Origin of the sequence: Pseudogracilibacillus amylolyticus (SeqCode) (assembly GCF_051918545.1) — a bacterium.
GTDB lineage: Bacteria > Bacillota > Bacilli > Bacillales > Amphibacillaceae > Pseudogracilibacillus.
Genome location: NZ_JBPPZG010000019.1, coordinates 1 through 22,234 on the forward strand (window position 1 = coordinate 1; position 22,234 = coordinate 22,234).

19 protein-coding genes and 2 pseudogenes are annotated in these 22,234 nt (G+C 37.1%); 20 read left to right on the forward strand and 1 reads right to left on the reverse strand.

The genetic code is table 11. From position 1 onward, the window contains the following. From ACPYKA_RS03845 to ACPYKA_RS03865, 5 genes are all read left to right on the forward strand, one after another. Window positions 1-94, forward strand: a 94-nt coding sequence (locus ACPYKA_RS03845) for a GMP synthase (glutamine-hydrolyzing) (protein ID WP_479541090.1), incomplete at its 5' end; no start/stop codon positions are given. Between the two features lie 680 nt (window positions 95-774). Further along, window positions 775-2,049, forward strand: a complete 1,275-nt coding sequence (gene ltrA / locus ACPYKA_RS03850; protein ID WP_269411354.1) for a group II intron reverse transcriptase/maturase — start codon at window positions 775-777, stop codon at window positions 2,047-2,049. A 598-nt stretch (window positions 2,050-2,647) separates the two neighbouring features. After that, window positions 2,648-3,016, forward strand: a complete 369-nt coding sequence (locus ACPYKA_RS03855; protein WP_269412460.1) for an ArsR/SmtB family transcription factor — start codon at window positions 2,648-2,650, stop codon at window positions 3,014-3,016. Then, window positions 3,009-5,132: a heavy metal translocating P-type ATPase gene (locus tag ACPYKA_RS03860; RefSeq protein ID WP_269411355.1), complete on the forward strand. Its 2,124-nt coding sequence runs from the start codon at window positions 3,009-3,011 to the stop codon at window positions 5,130-5,132. The genes ACPYKA_RS03855 and ACPYKA_RS03860 overlap by 8 nt, the downstream gene beginning before the upstream one ends. Further along, on the forward strand, window positions 5,129-6,196 hold the full coding sequence (locus tag ACPYKA_RS03865) for a flavin-containing monooxygenase (protein ID WP_269411356.1): 1,068 nt from the start codon (window positions 5,129-5,131) through the stop codon (window positions 6,194-6,196). Before ACPYKA_RS03860 ends, ACPYKA_RS03865 begins: the two co-directional genes overlap by 4 nt. Window positions 6,197-6,475: 279 nt before the next feature. On the opposite strand, the gene ACPYKA_RS03870 is transcribed toward ACPYKA_RS03865, so the two are convergent. Then, window positions 6,476-7,429, reverse strand: a complete 954-nt coding sequence (locus ACPYKA_RS03870) for an arsenic resistance protein (protein ID WP_269411357.1) — start codon at window positions 7,427-7,429, stop codon at window positions 6,476-6,478. 123 nt (window positions 7,430-7,552) lie between these two features. On the opposite strand from ACPYKA_RS03870, the gene ACPYKA_RS03875 reads away from it, so the two are divergent. From ACPYKA_RS03875 to ACPYKA_RS03945, 15 genes and pseudogenes are all read left to right on the forward strand, one after another. After that, complete coding sequence (locus ACPYKA_RS03875) at window positions 7,553-8,110, forward strand: Ada metal-binding domain-containing protein (protein ID WP_269411358.1); 558 nt, start codon at window positions 7,553-7,555, stop codon at window positions 8,108-8,110. A 169-nt stretch (window positions 8,111-8,279) separates the two neighbouring features. Continuing rightward, entirely contained in the window at window positions 8,280-8,483 is a 204-nt protein-coding gene (locus tag ACPYKA_RS03880; RefSeq protein ID WP_269411359.1) for a hypothetical protein, read from the forward strand. 107 nt (window positions 8,484-8,590) lie between these two features. Continuing rightward, entirely contained in the window at window positions 8,591-8,905 is a 315-nt protein-coding gene (locus tag ACPYKA_RS03885; RefSeq protein WP_269411360.1) for a YdcP family protein, read from the forward strand. A 13-nt stretch (window positions 8,906-8,918) separates the two neighbouring features. Beyond that, window positions 8,919-9,299, forward strand: a complete 381-nt coding sequence (locus ACPYKA_RS03890) for a YdcP family protein (protein WP_269411361.1) — start codon at window positions 8,919-8,921, stop codon at window positions 9,297-9,299. Between the two features lie 2 nt (window positions 9,300-9,301). Then, the gene (locus ACPYKA_RS03895; RefSeq protein WP_269411362.1) at window positions 9,302-10,642 is read left to right on the forward strand and encodes an FtsK/SpoIIIE domain-containing protein; all 1,341 of its coding nucleotides are present in this window, start codon (window positions 9,302-9,304) and stop codon (window positions 10,640-10,642) included. Window positions 10,643-10,869: 227 nt separating this feature from the next. Beyond that, on the forward strand, window positions 10,870-12,072 hold the full coding sequence (gene mobT / locus ACPYKA_RS03900; RefSeq protein WP_269411363.1) for a MobT family relaxase: 1,203 nt from the start codon (window positions 10,870-10,872) through the stop codon (window positions 12,070-12,072). A gap of 22 nt (window positions 12,073-12,094) precedes the next feature. After that, window positions 12,095-12,316 carry a hypothetical protein gene (locus tag ACPYKA_RS03905; RefSeq protein ID WP_077604243.1) on the forward strand — a complete coding sequence of 74 codons (222 nt, stop codon included), beginning with the start codon at window positions 12,095-12,097 and terminating at the stop codon, window positions 12,314-12,316. Window positions 12,317-12,467: 151 nt separating this feature from the next. Beyond that, on the forward strand, window positions 12,468-12,731 hold the full coding sequence (locus tag ACPYKA_RS03910) for a hypothetical protein (protein ID WP_269411364.1): 264 nt from the start codon (window positions 12,468-12,470) through the stop codon (window positions 12,729-12,731). Window positions 12,732-12,832: 101 nt separating this feature from the next. Next, entirely contained in the window at window positions 12,833-13,333 is a 501-nt protein-coding gene (locus tag ACPYKA_RS03915) for an antirestriction protein ArdA (RefSeq protein ID WP_479541088.1), read from the forward strand. 63 nt (window positions 13,334-13,396) lie between these two features. Further along, window positions 13,397-13,789, forward strand: coding sequence for a conjugal transfer protein (locus ACPYKA_RS03920; RefSeq protein WP_269411365.1), 393 nt, complete (start codon window positions 13,397-13,399; stop codon window positions 13,787-13,789). Continuing rightward, window positions 13,773-15,884: pseudogene (gene tcpF / locus ACPYKA_RS03925) on the forward strand (conjugal transfer ATPase TcpF); the annotation flags it as partial. The gene ACPYKA_RS03920 and the pseudogene tcpF, both read left to right, overlap by 17 nt. A 688-nt stretch (window positions 15,885-16,572) precedes the next feature. Further along, complete coding sequence (gene ltrA, locus ACPYKA_RS03930; RefSeq protein ID WP_269411366.1) at window positions 16,573-18,510, forward strand: group II intron reverse transcriptase/maturase; 1,938 nt, start codon at window positions 16,573-16,575, stop codon at window positions 18,508-18,510. 126 nt (window positions 18,511-18,636) lie between these two features. Then, a pseudogene (locus ACPYKA_RS03935) lies at window positions 18,637-19,002 on the forward strand (ATP-binding protein); the annotation flags it as partial. Continuing rightward, on the forward strand, window positions 19,002-21,182 hold the full coding sequence (locus ACPYKA_RS03940) for a CD3337/EF1877 family mobilome membrane protein (protein ID WP_439649449.1): 2,181 nt from the start codon (window positions 19,002-19,004) through the stop codon (window positions 21,180-21,182). The pseudogene ACPYKA_RS03935 and the gene ACPYKA_RS03940, both read left to right, overlap by 1 nt. Continuing rightward, the gene (locus ACPYKA_RS03945) at window positions 21,179-22,219 is read left to right on the forward strand and encodes a bifunctional lytic transglycosylase/C40 family peptidase (RefSeq protein ID WP_439649427.1); all 1,041 of its coding nucleotides are present in this window, start codon (window positions 21,179-21,181) and stop codon (window positions 22,217-22,219) included. Before ACPYKA_RS03940 ends, ACPYKA_RS03945 begins: the two co-directional genes overlap by 4 nt. The last annotated feature ends 15 nt before the right edge of the window (window positions 22,220-22,234 follow it).

Genomic DNA, 22,234 nt, shown 5'->3' on the forward strand with positions numbered 1-22,234 from the left:
GATCTCCACAAGAATCGTCAACGAGGTGGAACATATTAACCGCGTTGTGTATGATGTGACGAGTAAGCCGCCTGCTACGATTGAGTGGGAATAATTCACTAAGGGCATTTGAAGTGAAAACGTTGATTTGACAGCATTTTAGGGACACATAAAATGGGTGAAATGATTAAAAATCAATAGGTTCCCCGCCAAAATCCCGCCAAAGGAATAGGCAGGGAAGTAGAGCTACTGTATAAAAGCAGTGGCTCTTTTTTTTGGTGCGCCAGGCATGGCGACTATCTAGGTGGTGAAAATCCATCGTGGGGGTACACATCAACCAACCACTAGAGAAGCGCAAGGTGTTTATCGTGAGGTAAAGGCTGAAGGAAGCGTGTATCAAAATCTTGGCTCGACGAACAGAAATCTGATACCAAGGCTCTGTAGGCGGACAAGGCTCCCAAACAAGTCAAAATCCAAAAGATGTGCGTAACCCTACAGAGTAGATTAGGCGAGTAAAAGAGGAAAGATAGTTGTCTTACCCTGGGAGGTCTCACGGACAGCTAAGGAGTCCCCTAAAAAGAAAGCTGGTCGAAAAAGGTTTATCGTGAGAAGTCAGCCGACGCCGTAGTAGTGATGAAAAATCATGAAGGGCTGAACAATTTATAGTGTTTCTACGCCATGAATGCACGAAGGATAAACTTCTGAATGTGTTAATGATGAAAGTATGAGCGTATCTCAGAGGATAGTCAAAATAGAAGTGTTCTTCGTCACGTGAAAGGAAAGGAAGAAACGAGTGTGGAACTTTTAGAAAAGATATTAAGTAACCAGAATATGAACGAAGCCTATCTTCGAGTGTACCGAAACAAAGGTGCAGGTGGAGTAGACGGCGTAACTGTAAAGGAACTGAAAGCATACCTGAGGGAACATAAAGAGGAATTAAGAACGCAAATTCGGAAAAGAAAATACAAACCATTGCCAGCAATGCGGGTAGAGATTCCGAAAGAAAATGGAAAGATGCGCAAATTGGGTATTCCTACAGTGGTTGATAGAGTTGTCCAACAGGCAATTAGCCAAGTGCTTAGCCCGATATTTGAAAAGCAATTTAGTGATTACAGCTATGGCTTCAGGCCAAGAAGAAGTTGCGTAATGGCAATCACGCAAGCATTGGAATATATCAATGACGGGTACGGGTGGCTGGTGGATATTGACTTAGAACGATTTTTCGATACGGTTCATCATGATAAGTTGATGCGAATTATCTCGCACACGATAAAAGATGGAGATGTGATTTCTCTGATACGAAAATACCTCGTAAGTGGTGTGATGGTCGATGGAAAGTATGAAGATACAACCATAGGAACACCACAGGGAGGCAACCTTAGTCCACTTTTAAGCAATATTATGTTGAATGAGCTAGATAAAGAACTGGAAGCAAGAGGGCTGCGTTTCGTAAGATACGCAGATGATAGCCTTATCTTTGTGAGAAGTGAAAAGGCAGCAAATCGAGTACTTACTTCCATTACAACATTTATCGAAAGGAAGCTTGGACTAAAGGTAAATGCGGAGAAAAGTAACATAGCACGCCCGACGAAAACCACATTTCTCGGCTTTGGATTCTACTATGACGCAAATAAGAAGAAATTTCAACCGAGACCCAGTAAAGCATCGGTACAAAAATTCCAAAGGAAACTTCGTCGATTGACGAAAAGAAACTGGAGTATCTCCTTAGATGACAGAATCGTTAAATTAAAACAGGTCATTTATGGTTGGGTTAACTATTTTAGGAAAGCCAAAATAAAGAGCGTTTTAGAAGCCATCGATGCGAAGTTACGCTCCAGAATAAGAGTGATTATCTGGAAGCAGTGGAAGAACAACAAAAAGAGAATCAAGTCTCTCGTCCAACTGGGCATACCAAAAGAAGAAGCTAGAGGGCTAACTTACTGCAGAAAAGGTCTCCGATTTATTGGACTATCGAAGGTTGTTCATAGAGCTTTGTCTAATAAAAGGTTAAGGCAAAGAGGGATCCCCTTTGCCTTAGACCGTTATCTAAAAGTACACACTGAAATATAAATTGAACCGCCGTATACGGAACCGTATGTACTGGTGGTGTGAGAGGGGCGAAAAGTTATTTAGCTTTTCCCTCTACTCGATTTTATAAAGTCAATGAAATGGACGAGTAGAAAGCTTTTTAAGTTTTAATACCTTAAAAATTAGAGTTAGTATTAAAATACCTTAACGACCTTAGGTAGAGAATGTTCTCCGCCAGAAGGTCGTTTTTTATTTTAAAAAAAGTGTAAAAATCAGACTATCTGTATAAACACTGGATTTACAAATGCTTTTCAAGGATTAAGTATTACATTTTACCACTAATTTACTACTTTTGGATGAGTCTTGATACGACGATATATCCTAGAAAAATGAAAAACCATAAAAGATACTTCCATTGTGAAAATTGAATATGTAATAGATAGACACTTCAAATAAAGGTGTCTATTTTGTATTTAATAATTTATAAGATAAACGAATGGAAAACATTCTAACATTAGTTTAAAAATCAAAATCCCTTATAAGTATTTCATCCCTTTATTCAAATATATACTTGAATGAAATCTGTAAATAAGATATTATATAATCAAATAAGTATTTGAATGAAGATGGAGTGATTACTTTGGTTAAAAAAGCCATGTGTGAAGTGTATTGTTATGACGAAGAAAAAGTCAATCGTATACAAGAAGAATTACAAAAAGAAGAATTATCTTATGTTTCTCAATTGTTCAAAGTACTTGCAGATGAAAATAGAACAAAAATTTCTTATGCTTTATGTATAGACGATGAGTTATGTGTATGTGACATTGCAAATATCATAGGCTCTTCTGTGGCAACTGCCTCCCACCACTTGCGAACACTGCATAAACAAAAAATTGTGAAGTATCGAAAAGAAGGAAAACTTGCTTTTTATTCATTGGATGATGAACACATTAAGCAATTAATTTCGATTACGTTAATCCATCAGAAAGAAGAGAAAGCAAATGTCTGAATCACTCACAAAAGAAGGAATGAAAACTTATCGTGTGCAAGGGTTTAGTTGTGCGGGGTGTGCAAAAACTTTTGAAAATAATGTAAAGAAATTACAAGGCGTGGAAGATGCCGAAGTTAATTTTGGAGCGTCAAAAGTTTATGTAAAGGGGCAAATAACCATTGAAGAGCTTGAAAAAGCAGGATCATTTGAAAATTTAAAAGTGCGAGATGAGAAAGAACAAAAGGTAGATCATGAACCTTTTTGGAAACAAAAAGAAAATATAAAGGTTTATATTTCAGCCATATTACTTTTGGTTAGCTGGTTTTTAGGAAAACAATTAGGAGAAGAACATTTTCTTCCGACAATCGGGTATGCACTGTCTATTTTAATTGGCGGTTACACGCTTTTTATTAAAGGGCTTAGAAATCTGAGTAGATTACAATTTGATATGAATACGCTTATGACCATTGCGATTATTGGTGCAGCCATTATTGGCGAATGGATGGAAGGTGCGACGGTTGTTATCCTTTTCGCTATTAGTGAAGCATTGGAACGCTATTCCATGGATAAAGCCCGTCAATCAATTGAATCGCTAATGGATATCGCACCAAAAGAAGCATTAATCCGTCGGGGAAATCAAGAAATGAGTATCCATGTAGATGACATTAAAATTGGCGATATTATGATTGTAAAGCCTGGTCAGAAATTAGCAATGGATGGCACAGTTTTGACAGGAACATCCACCTTAAATCAAGCTGCCATTACAGGTGAAAGTGTTCCAGTTACAAAAACAGTAGATGACGAAGTATTTGCTGGAACATTAAATGAAGAAGGTTTACTCGAGGTTAGAGTAACCAAACGAGTGGAAGATACTACACTTTCAAAAATCATCCATCTTGTAGAAGAAGCACAAGCAGAACGTGCACCTTCTCAAGCATTTGTCGATAAATTTGCTAAATATTATACACCCGCAATCGTCATTTTAGCTATGCTAATTGCTGCTATTCCGCCATTAGTTGTTGGTGGAGATTGGAGTACATGGATTTATCAAGGGTTAGCTGTACTTGTAGTTGGTTGCCCTTGTGCTCTAGTTGTTTCTACACCAGTAGCGGTAGTGACTGCCATAGGGAATGCTGCGAAGAATGGTGTGTTAATTAAAGGCGGTGTTTATTTAGAGGAAACAGGAAACCTTAAAGCTATTGCTTTTGATAAAACAGGAACTTTAACAAAAGGGATTCCTGCTGTCACAGATATTGTAACGTATAGCGGAAGTGAAGATGAGTTAATGACGATTACAGCAGCAATTGAAAAAGGCTCACAGCACCCTCTTGCTTCTGCTATTATAAAAAAAGCGGAAGAAAAAGGATTACATTTCAATGACGTGTCTATTGAAGAATTTCAATCCGTTACAGGAAAGGGCGTTAAAGCAAGGATAAATCATGAAATATATTATGTAGGAAGCCCGAGTCTTTTTGAAGAACTGCATAATCAAATAGGAAGTAAACAAAGAGACAAGATTACTGATTTACAAACAGCAGGAAAAACAGTCATGGTTTTAGGAACAGAAACAGAAATCCTTGCATTCATTGCGGTGGCAGATGAAATAAGAGAATCATCCAAAGAAGTTATCAGCCAATTAAATCATCTTGGAGTCGAAACAGTTATGTTGACAGGTGATAATCAACGAACCGCACATGCGATTGGACAACAAGTTGGGGTTGTAGATGTCGAAGCTGATTTATTGCCAGAAGATAAGTTGACCTTCATTAAAGAACTTCGAGAAAAACACCAACAGGTAGCAATGGTTGGTGATGGCGTGAATGACGCTCCAGCACTAGCAGCTTCTACGGTCGGAGTAGCTATGGGTGGTGCAGGAACTGATACAGCACTAGAAACAGCAGATATCGCTCTGATGTCAGATGATTTGAATAAGTTACCGTATACCGTTCAATTAAGTCGAAAAGCATTGGCGATTATCAAACAAAATATTACGTTCTCTCTAGGAATTAAAGCTGTTGCTTTACTGTTAGTTGTACCTGGTTGGTTAACATTATGGATAGCGATATTTGCAGATATGGGGGCGACATTGCTTGTAACATTAAACAGTTTACGATTATTGAGGATTAAGAAATGAAACATTCCATGACATATGACGTCATAATAATTGGCGGCGGGCAAGCTGGTTTAGCTATGGGGTTTTCACTAAAACAGAAAAACATTCCTTTTGTTATTCTTGATGAGAATGAGCAAACTGGCATGTCTTGGCGAAAACGTTATGATTCATTACGTTTATTTACTCCTAGAAGTTACAGTCAATTGCATGGATTTCATTTGAAGGGTGATCCTAAAGGGTTTCCAGATAAAAATGAAATCGCAGATTATTTAGCTGCATTTAAAATAGAGAATGAATTACCCGTCCATCATGAGAAAGTCATCAAACTAACTCAGAATGAGAAGAAACAGTTTTTAGTCACCACTCCAAATAATACGTATAAAGCTAAACAAGTAGTTGTTGCTACTGGTACTTTTCACAATCCGTTTGTTCCAAATGTTCATGATGGAACTGCAAATTTTGAAATTCATGCTTCTAAATATCAGAATCCGTCTCAAATACCTAATGGGAATGTTTTAATCGTAGGTGCTGGTAATACAGGTGTTCAAATTGCGGCAGAATTGAGTAAAACACACCAAGTTACACTATCACAAAGCAAACCAATAAAACGTGTTCCTCAAAATATTGCTGGGCGAAGTCTCTTTTGGTGGTTAGAAACATTCCGAATTGGTCGGGCAAAACCAGATTCTTTTATCGGAAAAATGTTAAGAGAACGAGAACCTTTAATAGGAAATGATTTCAAAACGGTTCAAAATAATGTGGAAATCGTTGGTAGGCTAAGTGAAATTAAAAATGGTAAAGCATACTTTAATAGTGGTATATCTAAACAAGTGCAAAATGTGATATGGGCGACTGGCTATCGAAATGATTATTCATGGATACAAATTGAAGGAGCTTTAAGTAATGACGTAAGACCTTTACACTCTTTTGGTGTTACGAATGTAGCTGGATTGTATTTCATAGGGCTAAGTTGGCAAAGTAAAAGAAGTTCAGCTCTTATTTATGGCGTTAGTAATGACGCTGAATATTTGGCTCAGAATATTCAGCAGTACGAAGTAAAATTGGAAAAACGACAAAATTTATGAGGACAATATACATTTGATAGTGGTCTTTTTAATAAATTTGGAATATGGAAATATATCTATAATCAAATCTAAAACGTCATTTGAACAGCACTCTACTGAAAAATGACGTTTTTAAAGTATGATTATCTGATAAGTATTGAAGTAATTTTATAAGAACTTTATTTATTTTCGTTTCCCCCTTTTTATACTGTTGCATAAATGGAAAGACGAAAAAAATTATAACATTAAAGTAAATAACCTCAAAAGTAGGTTTCTTTAAATTAATTAAAATAGAGATATTTACTTTACTAATTTTCTAATCCTCAATAAACCCTGAGATACTATCGCCAATACAGGTAGTTCGATTAATGGACCGATTATAAGAGCAAGAGCAATTAATGGTTGATCAGGGAAAGCTGTTACTACAATGGCTAAGGCAATAGGTGAATTTCTTGCAATAGTTGTCATATTTAAACTTACTGTATCTTTGTAGCTAAACTTAAATACTTTACCTACCGTCTGAGAAACAATAAAGTTTATGATGAAAAATAGTAAAAGTGGAAGAAGGATTAAAAAGATTACTTCTAAATTATTTATTAAATAAGAGCCTTGCGAGGCAAACATCGCTATGATAGCTAAACACAAAAATACAATTTGTGAGGAAGCAAAAAAAGAAATCAATTTCTTTTCTAAGAATGCTTTCTTCTTATTGAATAAATAACGTGTTACATTAGCTAGTAAAAATGGGACAAATAACACAAGAATGACACTTTCTATTATAGTGGATAAACCAACTGTCTCCATTGTACCTGCAAAAATGAACAAATAAATCGGTAACAACATCACTTGCAAAATTAAGTTAACTGGTAATATCGATGTGGAAAGTGACATATTCCCTTTCGCAATCGATGTAAAGATTAAATACCAGTCTGTACATGGAGTAACAAGGAATAAAATGAAACCAAGCCATAAAGCAGGATGATCGGACAAAAAGATTGCTCCTAATCCCCATGCTAAGATTGGCGTCCATACAAAATTAATTACAGTACTTGTACCTAAGAATTTTACGTTTTTGAAGGCAGCTTTGAGATTTTGTAATGGAATAGTTAAAAACAACCCGTACAGCATGAATAATAAAAATGGAAGAATAAATGTTTCAGCATTGTTTTCAAAGATACTAAACTGCCCTAAAAATAGACCAATCCCTACTGCTATCAAAATAACTACGGATTGAAACTTTTCAATAAGATTCATATAATAACCACCTTCACATAATAGTGGCAGATGTGCACAACTAACCTTTAGTTTTAAATGTACATTATCTTTTAAAATATAGCATTATAGATATTGACTTCGAATTTAGAAGGAGAGATTGAATTGAATGAGGAACAGTGGGAAGCAATCAAAAATAACAATAAAAAATATGATGGTATGTTCTATTATGCCTTAACAACAACAAAAACAGTTTGTCGTCCTTCTTGTACAGCCAGAACTCCTAACCCAAAGCATGTTATTATCTATAATGATTTAGATTCAGCTATTATGGAAGGATTCAGACCTTGTACGAGATGTAAGTCGAATCACCTGGAATGGCAAGGGTATAAAGAAGAAATTACAAAATGCGTACGGAAATATATACAAGAACATTATAAAGAAAAGATTACTTTAACCATGCTAAGTAATGTTTTGCATAAAAATCCATACTATATACAACGTAGTTTCAAAGAAATAAAGGGAAAAACGCCTTTAAATTATGTACATGAACTAAGAATGAAAGAAGCGAAAAGATTACTTTTATTTAAAGAATTATCAATAACAGATATTGCCTTAGAAGTTGGTTATAGTGACAGTACTCAATTTTCTGCAAAGTTTAAAAAATATCATGGATTCTCGCCAAGTTGTTATAGAAATTCATTACTGAAAACACAACAATAAATAAAACAGATCACAAGTGCTTATATAATTATTAACTTTATATACAAATTTAATAGGTTCACTTAGAACGTCACCTAAACAGTTTTAACTGATAGTTGACGTTTTTTTATGAAATTATTTAGAAACAGACAGTTGTTTTGACCAAATTAAATGAAAAGGAGAACGCTGCATGATGTCTATGAATGAACAGGAAATATATGAAAATAAGGTCTTGGAATGGATTGAAGATCATTTTGTTCTGAACGAAGTTGAAATTGAAGACTATCCTTTTTTTCTTCATGGAAAATTGGTACGTGATAAACAAGATAAAACAATGGTTGTGTTTTGGTGTGTGATTTATGGACGAGTAGATTATCGTTTTCAAGACGCATAAGGAGTGATGAATCATGCAGATGTTTAACTCTCGTTCCCCTCCCACTCCCTTTATGTCTAATTATGAACCATGAATCAAAAACTAAAATAAGAAAAGAGGTCTGTATCGTGGAATTAAAATATGTAATCCCGAACATGGAAAAAACATTTGGTAACTTAGAATATGCAGGAGAAGGAAAAGTCGAACAGCGACGAGTTAATGGAAGAATGACAACCCTATCTCGCAGCTATAATCTCTATTCTGATGTTCAGCGGGCAGATGATATTGAGGTCGTTCTCCCACAGGAAGCTGGGGAAAAATTCTTTGAACATGAGGAAAAAGTAAAATTAGTCAATGCTCGTATTACCGCAGAAGGCTATAAAATCGGGGATCGTGGTTTCACAAACTACAAATTACATGCTGACGACATCGTCAAAGCATAAGGAGGATTTACACATGAGATTAGCACAAGGCATTATCTTAGATAAAGAAAAGACATTTGGATTATTAAAGTTTTCGGCATTACGACGTGAGGTCTTTCTACAAAACGAAGATGGAACGGTATCATCCGAAGTCAAAGAACGCACCTATGATTTAAAATCGAAAGAACAGGGACGGATGATTCAAGTCAGTATCCCTGCTTCTATTCCTTTAAAAGAATTTGATTATAATGCAGAGGTGGAAATGGTTAATCCTGTGGCTGATACCGTTGCAAACGCCACTTTTCGTGGTGCAGATGTAGATTGGTTCATAAAGGCAGATGATTTGGTCTTAAAAGGAAAAGCTGCACCTATAGGCGATAAATCCGTAAAGAAGCCAGTTGATAAGGGTAAATAAATATGAAGTTTTTTAAAAGACGAGGGAAACGTATTAAAGAAAAGGACGCTTCCCTCGTTTTTCAATTTGTGTTTATATCGTTAGTTGGTGTATGGCTTCTTTCCTTTCTCCCTTTTCACTTGTCATTTTTATTGACTAGCAAGTGGCAGCTAGAGGTTTTTAAAGCCCATTTTATCAGTATGTATGGATTGGTGACACTGCTTATTAGTCTTGTTTTAACAGCAGCATGTTCCTTTGTCTATTATCGTTATTGTTATAACCATCTCAAACAGATTATTCATCGTCAAAAGCTCTCAAAAATGATACTGGAAAATGGTTGGTATGAAACAAAACAAGTCGCTAAAGAGAGCTTTTTTAAAGACATTTCTTCTGATAAAGCAAAGGAGAAAATCAGTCATTTTCCTAAAATCTATTATCGTTTTCAGAAAGGATTGCTGTATATTCAGACTGAAATTACACTTGGAAAGTTTCAAGAACCACTCTTAAACTTGGAAACAAAATTGGAAAGTGGTTTGTATTGTGAATTGATCTCAAAAGAATTACATGATTCCTATGTGGAGTATGTGCTTTTCTATGACGTGATAGCGAAACGGATTCCCATTACAGAAGTCACTGCACAAGATGGCAGCCTAAAACTTATGGAATCCATGTATTGGGAATACGATAAGCTCCCTCATATGCTAATCGCTGGTGGAACTGGCGGTGGGAAAACGTACTTTATTCTCACTATTATTGAAGCCTTATTAAAAACAAACGCAAAGCTATATATTTTAGATCCAAAAAATGCTGATTTAGCTGATTTGTCTACTGTCATGAAGGATGTATATTACAAAAAAGAAGATATAATGGCGTGTATTAACCAATTTCATGAAGCCATGATGGCTCGAAGCGAAGAAATGAAGCAAATGGAAGGTTATATAACAGGAGAAAATTATGCTTATTTAGGTTTGTCTGCCCATTTTTTAGTATTTGACGAGTATGTAGCGTTTATGGAGCTGCTTACTTCTAAAGAAAACACAGCAGTTTTAAGCAAATTAAAACAGATTGTCATGCTTGGGAGACAAGCAGGCTTTTTTCTAGTCCTAGCCTGTCAACGTCCAGACGCAAAATATCTTGGAGATGGAATAAGGGATCAGTTTAACTTTCGGGTAGCTCTTGGTCGAATGAGTGAGCTTGGGTACGGAATGATGTTTGGAAGCGACGTTCAAAAACAGTTCTTTCTCAAACAAATCAAAGGTCGTGGCTACGTGGATAAAGGAGATAATGTGATTTCTGAATTTTACACTCCCTATGTACCTAAAGGTCATGATTTCCTACAAGAGATAGGTAAACTTGCAAACTAAAGGCTGCCAGACAAGCGGCGTACGAAGTGAAAGCCGCTTGTCTGGCTAAGCCTTGCGTGGCGATAGCCACGCCTTGACCCCCCATTTCTAACAGGGGGGTAGAAAAGCAATTAGAAACAGGCTCAAAAACCTTTGAACACTTGATGGCGCAAGGGTTTGGAATACATGAAGATGATGTCAGCTAATACGCTTTTAGTTGACATCTTTTTTAGTTAGGAGGAATCCTTTTGAAGCAACCAGTCTGGTATCAATTATTAAAAGAAAAAAGATTGGAATATGGCGTATCACAAAATAAACTGGCTACTCATGCCGGGATTACAAGGCAATATATAAGTCAAATGGAGACAGGAAAAGTGAATCCCTCAGAAACGCTGAAAGAAACTTTGTTTGATATTTTGGAACGATTTAACCCGGAGGCTCCACTGGAAATCTTGTTTGATTATGTTCGGATTCGATTTTTATCCACTGACCCAGTTCCAGTGATTGAAGACATTCTACAGTTAAAAATGGAATATATGTTGCATGAAGATTATGCGTTTTACTCCTATATCGAGCAGTACGTCTATGGAGATATTACAGTTATGGTATCTCCCGACGAGGATAAAGGCTGTTTATTGGAATTAAAGGGGAAGGGATGCAGGCAATTTGAAAACTTTTTATTAGCTCAACAACGTACATGGTTTGATTTCTTCATGCATGTATTTCGAGTAGGGGGAGTATTTAAACGTATTGACCTTGCAATAAACGACAAGACAGGCATATTAGATGTTCCGTTTTTAACAAAAAAATGTCACAACGAAGAATGTATCTCGGTTTTTCGTAACTTCAAGAGTTATCGTTCTGGTGAACTTGTCCAGGGAGAAGAAAAACGGGATATGGGAAATACCTTATATATTGGTTCTTTAAAAAGTGATGTTTACTTCTGCATTTATGAGAAGGATTATGAGCAGTTTGTTAAATATGGTGTGTCACTGGAAGATACGGAAGTGAAAAATCGCTTGGAAATTCGTCTTAAAAATGATCGTGCGTACCATGCGATTGTTGATTTAATGATGTATGAAGACGCCGGCAGGACTTCTTTTTCTATTATCAATCGTTATATCCGTTTTGTAGATAAGGATGAGAAGAAGCGGCGGAGCAGTTGGAAAGTTAATGCAGATTGGCAGCGATTTTTAGATTTTGGGGTGAATCGAAAGATTTCTTTAACCACCAAGCCTGAACCTTATACGTTTGATAAGACACTAAGGTGGCTGGCGCATCAAGTCGCACCTACGTGGAAGTTAGCTACCAAACTGGATGAAATCAATCAAACGACGGTTATCAAGGATATGCTTAAACAGGCAAAATTAACTGAACGTCATCAGAAATTGCTTATGCAACAGGCTATTTCCACAGAGGATGTCATACACCCTCCTTCCAAAAAAGAGTGAATGACAGAAAGGAGAAATTTTTATGAATTTCGGCCAAAATTTGTACAATTGGTTTTTAGACAACGCTCAATCATTAGTCTTAATGGCTATCGTAGTGATTGGGATTTATTTGGGATTCAAACGAGAATTTTCAAAACTGATTGGCTTTCTAGTGATTGCTTTAGTAGCGGTCGGATTAGTCTTTAATGCCGCAGGAGTGAAAGATGTATTGTTAAATCTATTCAATCGGATTATTGGGGCTTAATAGGACCCGTTCTTTTATGAAAGATAAGTGTTCCTTCTTATGTTTCGTAAAAAACGGGTGGACCAAGCGCTAGCGCGGTAGAGATTAACAAATCTATATTATATATCAGCAGATAAACGGTTGCTGTTTTTATTTAAGAGGAGTATGTTTCATGAACACAATTGTAGCTGTAGAAAAAAGAGACGAATTAGATGAAGCTTTATTAGAAGTAGGTATGTCCGTTCAAACAGGAGATGAAATTTGCGATAAAGCAATGGAAGAAGCGAATGATAGGAGGGAGGATGATTCACAGGTTATCATCATTAAGTTGGAAGATGATCCGGCAGATTTATCTATTACTGAATTTGAATTATTAAATGATGAAGATAATCCAGAGGTGAAAAAACTTTCCTTTAAAGCGTTTTATTATCTTTAATAATTATATCATTAAAAAGAAAGGTTAAAGCGTGGAGCAGTGACACTTATTGTTTACTGCTTTTTCTATGCGCATTTTTATGAAAAAGGTCGTGATAACAAATGGACATGCAAGTGTATATAGCTAACCTTGGAAAATATAACGAAGGAGAGTTGGTTGGTGCTTGGTTTACGCCACCTATAGATATGGAAAATGTGAAAGAGCGTATTGGCTTAAATGGGGAGTATGAAGAATATGCGGTACACGATTTTGAGTTACCTTTTGAAATAGATGAATACACACCGATTTCAGAAATCAATCGACTGTGTGCCATGGTAGAAGAAATTGAAGGAACGCCATTGTATGACGCTCTTTCAGAAGTGCACGGTTATTGGTTTGGTAGCTTAGAAGAATTACTGGAACATCAAGATGATATTATTTACTATCCTGATTGTGAAGACATGGAAGATGTTGCGAGGTATTTGATAGAAGAAACAGGCGTGCTTGGAGAAGTACCTGCCAATCTACAGAATTATATTGATTACAAAGCTTTTGGACGTGATCTTGAAATTGAAGGCAGTTTTCTAGTCAGCTCGCATGGTGTATTTGAATATCCGCAGTAAAAAGAGCAGCAGCTTGTTCAATCGGACAGGCTGCTTTTCAATGTATGAAAGGATGATTATCTTTTGAAAAAGCTAAAAAGTTATACCCGTATTTGGTCAGTGGAAAAAGTGATCTATGCCATCAATGATTTTCGTTTGCCTTTTCCCGTCACGTTTAATCAAATGACATGGTTTGTTCTTTCTCTTTTGGCAGTCATGTTATTAGGAAATCTCCCGCCTCTTTCTCTGATCGACGGTGCATTATTAAAATATGTTGGTGTCCCTATTGGAATCACGTGGTTTATGAGTAAAAAAAGCTTTGATGGAAAAAAGCCGTACGGATTTCTTAAATCAGTTGTGACCTATTTTATAAGGCCAAAAATGACTTATGCAGGAAAAACCGTAAAACTTCAAAAACAGACAGTTGATGAAGCTGTCACTGCGGTAAGGGGGAAGGCGCATGCGCTATCCGATTAAATATATCGAAAACAACCTTGTTTTTAATCATGACGGAGAATGCTTCGCTTATTATGAGTTATTGCCATATAATTATTCCTTTTTATCGGAGGATGAAAAAATACAGGTCCATGAACATTTCCGTCAATTAGTTGCTCAAAATCAAGATGGGAAAATTCACGCTTTACAAATCAGTACAGAAAATAGTATTCGTTCTGTACAGGAAAAAAGTAAAGAATTAGTGACAGGACGATTAAAGGAGGCAGCTTATGACCGAATCGACGATCAAACGGAGGCTCTTATATCGATGATTGGTGAGCATCAGGTCGATTATCGTTTTTTTATTGGTTTCAAGCTTTTATTAAATGAAGAAGAAGTCAGTATGAAGTCGATGGGAAAATCCGTGATAAATTCTCTTTCCAGTTTCGTTCGTGATGTGAATCATCATCTCATGGGAGATTTTGTTTCTATGCCGCATTCCGAAATCCATCGTTTTTTGAAGATGGAACAGTTATTACAAAATAAAATCTCCAACCGTTTTAACGTTCGACCGTTAAGCAAAGATGACATAGGCTATGTCATTGAACACCTCCATGGACAATTGGGAATTGCATTTGAGGAATATGACTATCCTCTTCCTTCTGAAAAAGGAGAAAAAGAAACATGGATAAAACAGTATGATTTGATTAAGCCAACCCGTTGTTTGATTACAGAAAGTCAACGTTTCATTAAGCTGGAACAGGAAGAGGTAACAACCTATGCTGCTTACTTTACCATTAATTCGATTGTAGGAGATTTGGAGTTTCCTTCTGATGAAATCTTTTACTATCAGCAGCAACAATTTGATTTTCCGATTGATACGTCCATGCATGTGGAAATTATGACAAATAAGAAAGCACTATCAACCGTACGTAATAAGAAAAAAGAATTAAAAGACTTGGACAATCATGCTGCAGAGTCAAATAATGAAACTGGAAATAATGTACTGGAAGCACTGGAACAGGTGAATGAACTAGAAGATGTTCTCGACCAAACGAAGGAATCCATGTATAAGTTGAGCTATGTCATTCGGGTGTCTGCTTCCAATGAAGATGAGTTAAAACAACGTTGTAATGAAGTAAAAGATTTTTATGATGATTTGAATGTCAAACTCGTTCGTCCTTTCGGAGATATGCTGGGATTACATGGCGAATTCATTCCTGCCAGTAAAAGATACATGAATGACTATATACAGTATGTCACCTCTGATTTTCTTGCCGGACTTGGATTTGGTGCAACGCAAATGCTGGGAGAAACAGAAGGTATTTATTTTGGCTACAACTTAGATACGGGAAGGAATGTGTATGTCAATCCAAGTCTTGCCAGCCAAGGGGTAAAAGGCTCAGTTACAAATGCTCTAGCTTCTGCCTTTTTAGGTTCTCTAGGAGGCGGGAAATCATTTTCTAACAATCTGCTTGTCTATTATGCGGTTCTTTTTGGCGGACAAGCTCTCATTGTTGATCCAAAAGCGGAACGAGGTTTGTGGAAAGAAGCTTTACCCGATATTGCAGAAGAAATTAATATCGTTAATCTTACAAGTGATGAACTCAACAAAGGATTACTTGACCCCTACGTCATTATGAAAAATAAGAAGGATTCTGAGAGCTTAGCCATTGATATTTTAACCTTTCTCACAGGTATATCGAGCCGAGATGGTGAAAAATTTCCTGTTTTACGAAAAGCGATTCGGGCGGTCAGCCAGCAGGAAGAACGTGGCTTGCTGCTAGTGATTCATGAACTAAGAAGTGATCCGAACCCTTTAGCTGCCACCATTGCAGACCATATCGAAAGTTTTACCGACTATGATTTTGCACATCTGCTCTTTTCTGACGGAACTGTACAAAACTCTATCAGTCTACAAAAACAGCTGAATATTATTCAAGTAGCTGATTTAGTATTGCCTGACGCTGAAACAAGCTTTGAAGAATATACAACGATGGAGCTCCTAAGTGTTGCCATGCTGATTATCATCTCCACTTTTGCGTTAGATTTTATTCACTCTGACCGAAGCATTTTTAAGATCGTAGACTTGGATGAAGCTTGGTCCTGTGCGAAACGTTCGCAATTGAAAAGATTGCGCACATTCTCGAAGATAGCTGCTTAAAAACAGTTAATCAGAAAGAGAATGGAGAACTCTTAACTTGAGAAGCGGAATGATAGGGTAACGCCTTGAAACACTTCCTCTGATACTCCGACATGCGATAGTTCAGTGCAAGAAGTATTGTATGAAGCTCGGTGAAGTCGGCAAAAGATTACCGTAGTAAATGATTCATCATTTAACGAAATTGTCCTAGAGGTAGGATATGTAATTGATATGCCGGGAGTCATTAAAAACAGAATATGGTGAGAATGTTCCATTAGGAACTGACGAACTGGCGAATGTACGCTCTGAAGGCTAGCATACAGAAATGTATGTACGACAGGCTTGAGGATAAGTAAGAATAGCGACCTATGAAAGTCCTTGATGTGTTATAGGCACATGATAAGTCTGTGGGGTAAAGTCAGCACCTAACCTCTGTACTGATAAAGTTAAGGGAACGTTGAAAACTAAGGACGTGGAGTTTGCACAACCAGTGAAGCGTTGAAAAGGAAATCATAACTTTTCTTAATCCTTAGTGAGAGTAGTGGCACGACCGATGAAGATTCTGTAATGGAATCGGAGGAACAGCCACAAGTCATTTATTTATTGAATAAAACTTAATCACTACTCATGGATTCTAGTAGGACTAAAAAGGTCACGAATCTGACGAGAGGAGTGATAAACCATGAATCAAACTGTTAGAGAAGAAATTGTTCTAAAAGATAATAAATTACGTTATGCAGAATACTACGGAATGACCGAAATTTTCGATGAGTTGTATCAGAAAAGCGCCGAAGGAGTTTCATTTAAAAGCTTAATGAACATCATCACATCAAATGAAAATATACAATTAGCTTATCGAACGATCAAAAGAAATGGTGGTAGTAAAACAAAGGGTATTGATGGAGTTTCCATTAAAGATATTGAAAAACTCCCTTACACTACCTTTCTTACCATCGTACAAAAAAAGGTTCGACGCTATACACTGAGAAAAGTTCGTAGAGTAGAAATTCCTAAAGCAAATGGTCGTAAGAGACCATTAGGTATCCCCTCTATATGGGATAGAATTACTCAACAATGTATTCTGCAAGTAATTGAACCAATTTGCGAAGCTAAATTTCATAAACACAGTTATGGATTTAGACCTCAACGGTCTACAGAAAATGCAATAGCCACGTGTATGTATCGAATGAATCAAAGTCGATTAAATTATGTAGTTGATGTAGATATTAAAGGATTCTTTGATAACGTTCATCATGGAAAACTCATGCGCCAAATATGGACAATGGGTATTCGTGATAAACAATTATTGGTTATCTTACGAAAGATGTTGAAAGCACCTATTGTTCTTCCAAGTGGGGAAACTGAAATTCCAACAAAAGGAACACCTCAAGGCGGAATTCTAAGTCCCTTACTCGCAAATATTAATTTGAATGAGTTTGATTGGTGGATTGCCAATCAATGGGAAGAGCGTACTTGTCGGGAGTTAAAATCTAATTACAATAAAAAAGGCTACTTGGATAAGGGGCATAGTTTTACGAAGTTACGAAATACGACCTCTTTGAAAGAAATGTATATCGTAAGGTATTGCGATGACTTCAAAATATTTTGTCGTACAAAATCAGACGCCCATAAAATATACCATGCAGTCAAACTGTGGTTGAAAGATAGATTGAAACTTCCTATTTCAGAGGAAAAGTCAAAGATAACCGATTTAGAAGCCGAATCTAGCGAATTTCTTGGATTTACATTGCGATTAGTTTCAAAAAGTGGCAAAAAAGTCTGTCACTCACATGTTGCGCCAAAAGCTCTTAAACGCATTAAACATGGGCTTAAGAGACAAGTAAAGCAGATTAAGAAAATGGATAAGCGCAGATATGTTGTACGAGAAATAAAAAAATATAATTCCATGATTATTGGAATACATGAGTACTACAAGCTAGCCACTCATGTAAACCTAGATTTCTCGCCTCTTAATTATCAACTACTAACTACTATGCATAATTTACTTCGACAGCATGGGCTGACCAAAAACGGTGAATACAAAGGTCATGATAAAGGAATCAAGAAGTATTTGAAATCAAAGCAAATGCGCTACTTACTTGGCTACCCTATTTTACCTTTAGGCTATGTTCAAATGAGAAAACCAATGTTAAAGAAACATGCTTATAACAAATATACGCCTGAAGGTAGACTTGCGATTCATCGGAAACAACAATCTGTCCCAGAATGGAAGATTCAGTGGTTACGACAACATCCGGTCATTAACGAACGAGCAAGCATTGAGTTCAATGATAATCGAATTTCATTGTTTGTCGCACAAAAAGGAAGATGTGCTATAACAGGAGTAGAATTTTTCTTAGATGACTTCCACTGTCATCATAAAAAATTGTGGTCAAGTACTCAAAATGATTCCTATCGGAATCTGATACTTGTCACAAAAGAAGTTCATACACTCATTCACGCGACAAAACAAGAAACAATCAAGCGACTCTTGAATCAATTAGCTTTATCAAGTGACCAACTGGAAAAATTAAATAAACTTCGCAAATTAGTTAATAATTATGAACTACCATTAAACATTGAAATGGAAGAAACATATGAACAGTTAACTCTTTTCTAACCAAAATAGATTAAGAAAAATGAATTCAATGAATAAATGATGGAGCGCCGTATGAGGTGAAAGTCTCACGTACGGTGTGGAGCGGGGGAAAACCTGGAGATAATCTCAAAGGGTTACCTATCGCTATTTCTGCAAGTAGCGCAGGGAAAAACACTTTCCAATAAGCTGGTGCGAGCTGGCCGGGCCATGAATGCTGGAGTTTATTTTGTTACCCAAAATGCGGATGATTTAACGGATGAAAAGTTGAAAAATAACATCGGGGTGAAGTTTGCCTTCCGTTCCAGAGACTTGACGGAAATTAAGAAAACTCTTCAATTCTTTGGTGTGGATGCGGAAGACGAAGCAAATCAAAGACGGCTACGTGAATTGGAAAACGGTCAATGTCTTATGCAAGATTTATACGGCCGGGTTGGAACCATTCAAGTCCATCCAGTTTTTGAAGATTTATTTGAAGCCTTTGATACCAGACCGCCTGTTATAGAAAGGCAGTGATAACGTTGAATCTATCTAAAGGCAAAAAAATCATGTTGATGACGGTACTCATTGGTACGGTCCTTTTTTTATTGTTTCTATCTTTACTGACGGTTACTCACGCCGCTGGTTTAGTGGATGATACGGTCTCAGAAGATAATCTTTATTCGCTGTATCCGCTCGATCATTACCAATTAGATTTTTTTGTAGATAGCGGTTGGGATTGGCTGCCATGGAATTGGGATGATGGCATAGGTAAACAGGTCATGTATGGATTGTACACTATTACCAACTTTATTTGGATTATCAATCTCTATTTATCCAATGCCACAGGTTACTTGGTACAGCAGGCTTATTCACTTGATTTCATTTCTGAAACAGCAAATGCTATCGGGAAAAATATGCAGACACTTGCCGGAATTACATCAGAAGGGTTTGGGGAAGAAGGTTTCTATGTCGGTTTTCTGCTTCTCTTTGTATTGATTATCGGAATCTATGTAGCATATACCGGTTTGTTGAAACAGGAAACGACCAAAGCTATGCGGGCTGTCATTAACTTTTTAGTAGTGTTTATTTTGTCTGCTTCTTTTATTGCTTACGCCCCGACTTATGTTATGAAGATTAATGATTTTTCAGCAGATGTAAGCGAGGCAGCACTTGATTTGGGAGCCAAAATGCTTATGCCAAGTTCCAATAGTCAAGGAAAAGATAGTGTCGATATGATTCGGAATAATCTCTTCTCGATTCAGATAGAGCAGCCATGGATGCTGTTGCAATTTGATAACTCGGATAAAGAAGCAATTGGAGAAGAACGTGTAGATACATTGGTTTCTACCAGTCCCGATGAGAACAATGGAAAGAACCGCGAAAATGTTGTGAAAGCAGAAATTGAAAATCACGACAATAAAAATCTGACGATTACGAAGACTACCACTCGTTTAGGGATGGTCTTCTTTTTATTTCTATTTAACATTGGTATATCTATTTTCGTGTTTCTTTTATCCGGTATGATGATTTTCTCGCAACTGCTTTTCATTGTTTTTGCGATTTTTCTTCCTATCAGCTTTTTACTTTCCATGATTCCCAGCTTTGAAAATATGGGGAAACAAGCAATTATGAAACTCTTTAACGTGATTATGCTGAGGGCAGGAATTACGCTGGTGATTACGGTTGCCTTTAGTATTTCATCCATGTTGTATACCCTGACCAGCAGCTATCCATTTTTCTTGATTGCATTTCTACAAATCGTTACATTTGCCGGCATTTACATGAAGCTAGGTGATATTATGAGCATGTTTCGTTTACAAAGCAGCGATAGTCAACAAGTCGGTCGAGGTGTTATGCGACGACCAAAACAAATGGCATACCGCAGCGGTCGTCGCTTGCAACGTTCGATTGGACGGACATTGACAGGTGCAGCAGCTGGGGCGACTGTTGGATCAATGATAGGTAAAGGCAAAGGTTCCTTTTCTCTTAGCAGACCTTTACAACGATTAAAACCAACCAGAAATAACAAGACGGAACGGAGCAATAATGAATCTAAATCTTTCAGCCAGAGAGTCGGGCAAACGACCGGAAAAGTTATAGATACCAAAAATCGTGTACGTGCGAATATCCAACATCGTAAAGCTCAACTTAGGGACTTGCCAACAACTGCAAAGTACGCGGTTGTACAAGGAAAAGAAAATCTTAAGCGACCTGGCAGAGACTTTAAAAAGGGGATGACGCAAGCAAAAGAACGGCGGCTAATACAAAATACCGAACGTATGAACAAACACCGCCAAACGATTGCTGAAAAGCGGCAAGCTTTGGACAAGAAGCAAAAGAATCCAAAATCTTATTCCAGTAATCCGACGATACAGCAAAAACCTGTTTCTTCTTCAATGAAAGAAAAACAGGCGACCAAACAAAAACAAAAAGAAAGAACGATTTCTGAAAATCATAAAAGCAAACAGGCAATGGTACAAAAAGAAGGTATCCAAGCGCTGCGAACTCAAAAGAGACAAGCAACTCAACCGTATAAAGAGTCTATACAAAGTAAGAAACAGAACCGGAAAACAAACTTTGTTCGGATTCCAAAAAAGAATCCAAAATCGCAGGAAAAACAAGTGATGAAACGACCTGTCCTGCCTAGAAAACGAATAAAGCAACATCCGAAACCTCCACGCAGGCGACAAACAATCAGGAGGAATCGCTCATGATATTTTTACGATTAAAGATCATATTGATTATGAGTGGAATAGGATTTTTAGCGTTCTTGGGATTGTTGTCTTTTGTGGCCATTTTTATTTCTGATGAAGCAGGGGACTTTGATGCTCCAATGGATTTAGGTTTATCAGGAGATTTTCAACATGTTTCTTTATCCGAAGATGTGTTAGCTCATCAACAGACCGTAGAGAAGTACGCAAATGAATATAATATCGGTGAGTATGTTCCAATATTACTTGCCATTATTGCTGTAGAGAGTGGCGGCACTGTGGAAGATGTTATGCAAAGCAGTGAGTCGCTCGGATTATCTCCCAATTCCTTAGATACTGAGGCCTCCATTGAACAGGGGACTAAATATCTTGCAGAATTATTACAAGCAGCGGAAAGTAAAGAAGTTGATCAAGAAGCCGCTATTCAAGCCTATAATTACGGCGGTGGTTTTATCGACTATGTAGCTGAAAATGGACAAACTTACAGCTTTGAATTGGCAGAAAGCTTTGCGAAGCAGCAAGCCGGCGGAAGTAAAGTAATGTACAGTAATCCAATTGCAGTAGAAAAGAATGGGGGTTGGCGCTATACCTATGGCAATATGTTCTACTTGGACTTGCTTCAGCCTTACCTGAGTGAATCATCAGAGGTCCCCGCTTTTGGAGATGAAATTTTTCAAGCAGTCATGGAAGAAGCTTTAAAATACGAAGGTTTCCCCTATGTTTTTGGAGGGGATAATCCGAATACTTCCTTTGATTGCAGCGGCTTAACTCGGTGGGTGTATCAAAAAGCAGGAATTAATCTTCCCCGGACCGCACAAGAACAATATGACGCAACAAAATCTGTTCCTTTATCTGAAGCAGAACCCGGGGATCTGGTTTTCTTCCATTCCACTTATAATACGGCTAATTATGTAACGCACGTCGGCATCTATGTGGGAGATAACCAGATGTATCAAGCAGGTGACCCAATTGGATATGCAGATTTAACTTCTTCCTACTGGCAGAACCATTTAATTGGCGCTGGACGAATCAAAAATTAGTGGAGGGAATGAGTA

Bases quoted from the DNA above. Each gene is read 5' to 3' on its own strand.
- ACPYKA_RS03870 (WP_269411357.1), bottom strand. From the start codon at position 7,429: ATGAATCTTATTGAAAAGTTTCAATCCGTAGTTATTTTGATAGCAGTA.
- ACPYKA_RS03945 (WP_439649427.1), top strand. From the start codon at position 21,179: ATGATATTTTTACGATTAAAGATCATATTGATTATGAGTGGAATAGGA.
- ACPYKA_RS03860 (WP_269411355.1), top strand. From the start codon at position 3,009: ATGTCTGAATCACTCACAAAAGAAGGAATGAAAACTTATCGTGTGCAA.
- ACPYKA_RS03905 (WP_077604243.1), top strand. From the start codon at position 12,095: ATGAATTTCGGCCAAAATTTGTACAATTGGTTTTTAGACAACGCTCAA.
- ACPYKA_RS03880 (WP_269411359.1), top strand. From the start codon at position 8,280: ATGATGTCTATGAATGAACAGGAAATATATGAAAATAAGGTCTTGGAA.
- ACPYKA_RS03865 (WP_269411356.1), top strand. From the start codon at position 5,129: ATGAAACATTCCATGACATATGACGTCATAATAATTGGCGGCGGGCAA.
- ACPYKA_RS03915 (WP_479541088.1), top strand. From the start codon at position 12,833: ATGGACATGCAAGTGTATATAGCTAACCTTGGAAAATATAACGAAGGA.
- ACPYKA_RS03890 (WP_269411361.1), top strand. From the start codon at position 8,919: ATGAGATTAGCACAAGGCATTATCTTAGATAAAGAAAAGACATTTGGA.
- ACPYKA_RS03895 (WP_269411362.1), top strand. From the start codon at position 9,302: ATGAAGTTTTTTAAAAGACGAGGGAAACGTATTAAAGAAAAGGACGCT.
- ACPYKA_RS03910 (WP_269411364.1), top strand. From the start codon at position 12,468: ATGAACACAATTGTAGCTGTAGAAAAAAGAGACGAATTAGATGAAGCT.
- ltrA (WP_269411366.1), top strand. From the start codon at position 16,573: ATGAATCAAACTGTTAGAGAAGAAATTGTTCTAAAAGATAATAAATTA.